Below are 1101 nucleotides of genomic sequence, written 5' to 3'. Positions count from 1 at the left end.
CTTGCAACGCGAAACCAATGATCACACCGGCAATACCGAAACCAGTCAGAATTGGCGCTAAGTTCAAGCCAATCTGCGACAGGCCAACCATAATACCAATCACCCACACCACTTTGCCGGACATGGAGATAAAGAAGTCCTGCATTAGGTGGGAAAGTTTCAAGTTCTTAGAAGACACCGCTTTGCTCACCACTTTGCGCGTGAGTTTAGCCAGTGCACGAGCAATCAATAAGATCAGCGCGAACACGAATAGCTGGAAGATATGCTGTGGTGCGTTTTCCGCAAACCAATCCACCGCGGAGTTTGACCAGTGACTGATGATGGACCACACCACTTTGGTGTCTAGCAAATCGTGCGTGATGCTGCCTGTGATTTCAAAGATCTGACGCTTGTACTCCGACGTCTCAATACCCATTTTGTCGCCGATCGACATCAGGTTACGCAAACTTTCCGTTGCGATATTCAGTCTCTGCTTCACGATCAGTTGGCTAAGTTGCAAAGACGCTTTTTCTGATTCAGGGCTGGATGAAAGCTGCGTACCGATGATTTCTGCTTGTTGACGCAGATACGCCATCGATGCCGATAGCAAACGCATGCGCTTATCTATCTTGTCTTGCAATTCCGCTTCCGCACGCTCATTTTGAACGCCTAATTGCTTGAGCCATGCCAAATTCTGCCAGCTCGAATCAAAGCTCACATCCAAGTAATGTTGAAGCTCGCGGTAGTCGTTAATAAGCGCGAGCTTTTCTTCGTCTTTCGCTTTGTTTAACTCTGCAATGACTTCTTTGGTTTTGGTCGTCAGATAATCGGTCGCGTCTTTTGAGTACTTTTCTTGCGTTTTGACGAGCTTAATCAGCTTGTCACGAGGGATGGACTCACGCTCAATCGCGGACGCTAATTGATTTCTCAACTCTTCATTTTTTTGGAAAAGTTGTAGCTGAAGCGCATCACGCTCGTCACCTGCCGTTTGAGATAGGCTTTGCGATAAATCAACAATGTCGATGTTCAAGCTATCTATAGAAGCTTCTGCTTCAGAGATAATAGGAGGCTCTGTGCTTTCTGTGGCTTGCACAAAAATAGGGGTCATCATCGCGATGAATA

Annotated in this window: 1 protein-coding gene; it reads right to left on the bottom strand. The window is 46.7% G+C overall.

The features are described from left to right. Positions 1 to 1090, bottom strand: a 1090-nt coding sequence (locus tag R7O12_RS26425) for a mechanosensitive ion channel family protein (RefSeq protein WP_318127035.1), incomplete at its 3' end; no start/stop codon positions are given. Positions 1091 to 1101: the final 11 nt, after the last annotated feature.

This window comes from Vibrio sp. Vb1574 (assembly GCF_033338675.1).
This window is presented reverse-complemented; position numbering and strand designations above follow the sequence as displayed.